Source organism: Gemmobacter sp., from assembly GCF_016792925.1.
In the GTDB taxonomy this organism is placed as follows: domain Bacteria; phylum Pseudomonadota; class Alphaproteobacteria; order Rhodobacterales; family Rhodobacteraceae; genus Gemmobacter.
Window position 1 is genome coordinate 1 of sequence record NZ_JAEULU010000094.1, and the last position, 1652, is coordinate 1652.

Consider the following 1652-nt stretch of genomic DNA (forward strand, 5'->3'; position numbering starts at 1 on the left):
CATAACGAAGACGACGCCTTTGTGCGCGACGCCATCGCGGCGGTCGAGGCGGCGGGCATCACCGACTGGCGCGCGCATGGCCTGTCGCGCCCGCCGATGACAGAGCTTTTGGCGCTGTTGCAGATCTATGAGACCGGCGCCGCCACCGGTTGCCCGGCGCATGTGGTGCATTGCTCGCTGGGGCGCGGTTATGAGATCGCGCGGCGCTACCGCGACGAGGGCCATGCCGCAACCATCGAGGCCTGCATCCACTATCTGACGCTGGACGAGGAAAACGATGTGGCCCGGCTGGGCGGCAAGGCCAAGATCAACCCGCCGATCCGCCGCCGTGCCGAGGTGGAAACCCTGTGGCGGCATGTGGCGGCGGGGAATGTGTCGATGGTGTCGACCGATCACGTCAGCTGGTCGGAGGATCGCAAGACCAACCCGGATATGCTGAAAAACGCCTCTGGCGTGCCGGGGCTGGAGGTGATGGTGCCGCTGTTCATCAAGGGTGCGCTGGCGCGGGGCATCCCGCTGACCTGGGCCGCGCGGTTGATGGCGGAAAACCCGGCGCGGCATTTCCGGCTGGATCACGCCAAGGGCGGCATTCAGGTCGGGCGCGATGCCGACCTTTGCGTGCTGGAGCCGGTGGCGCGGGTCTATGATGCCAAGGCCAGCCGTCATTCCGTGGCGGGCTGGTCGCCCTATCACGGGATGGAGCTGCCCTGGACCGTGGCGGACACCTGGTTGCGCGGGCAGCAGGTGTTCGACGGCGCGGAGGTCGCGGCCCCCGGCACAGGGCGGTTTGTGCGCCCGCTGCGGCCTTTGGGCCAGCGCGCGGGGCTGCACGCATGAGAAACCTGCGCGTCAATGCCGACCGCATCGCCGCCGATCTGGCGGCGCTGGCGGCGATCACCGATCCGGGGCGGCCCTGGACCCGCCGCGCCTTCTCGCCCCGGTTTGACGAAGGCCGGGCTTGGCTGGCCATGCGTTTTGCCGAGGCCGGGTTGAGTGTGCGCACCGATGCGGGCGGCAATCTGCTGGGGCGGCGCGCGGGCAGGGCGGGGCTGGGCACCATCCTGCTGGGCAGCCATTCCGACACCGTGCCGGATGGCGGGCGCTTTGATGGGGTGGCGGGGGTTGTGGTGGCGCTGGAGGTGGCGCGGATGCTGGCCGAGCGCGGGCACCAGTTGCGCCATGACCTGTGCGTGGCGGATTTTCTGGCCGAGGAGGTCTCGGTTTTCGGCGTCTCCTGCATCGGGTCGCGCGCCATGGCCGGGGTGCGGCCCGAGGGCTGGCTGGCGCTGGAGCATGAGGGGCGCAGCCTTGCGCAGGCGATCCGGGATGTCGGCGGCGATCCGGGCGCGAGTGCCAAGGCCGAGGATATTCGCGCCTTCTTTGAATTGCATATCGAACAGGGGCCGGTGCTGGAAACCAGCCGCACCGATCTGGGGCTGGTGACGGCGATTGCGGGCATCACCCGGGTGGAGATCCATGTGACGGGCCGCCCCGATCACGCCGGCACCGCACCCATGGGCCTGCGCGCCGATGCGCTGGTGGCGGCGGCGGGGCTGGTGACCCGGATCGAGGCCGAGGCCACGCGGCTTTCGGCGCTTGGCAGCCATTTCACCGCCACGGTCGGCGAATTTTCCATCACCCCGGGTGCCGCC

2 protein-coding genes are annotated in these 1652 nt (G+C 69.8%); both read left to right on the forward strand.

Going from position 1 to position 1652, the window contains the following annotated elements:
* Positions 1-837, forward strand: an 837-nt coding sequence (locus JNN06_RS04830) for an amidohydrolase family protein (protein ID WP_291238459.1), incomplete at its 5' end; no start/stop codon positions are given.
* Positions 834-1652: hydantoinase/carbamoylase family amidase (locus JNN06_RS04835; protein ID WP_291238460.1), on the forward strand; the 819-nt coding region annotated here is incomplete at its 3' end. The genes JNN06_RS04830 and JNN06_RS04835, both read left to right, overlap by 4 nt.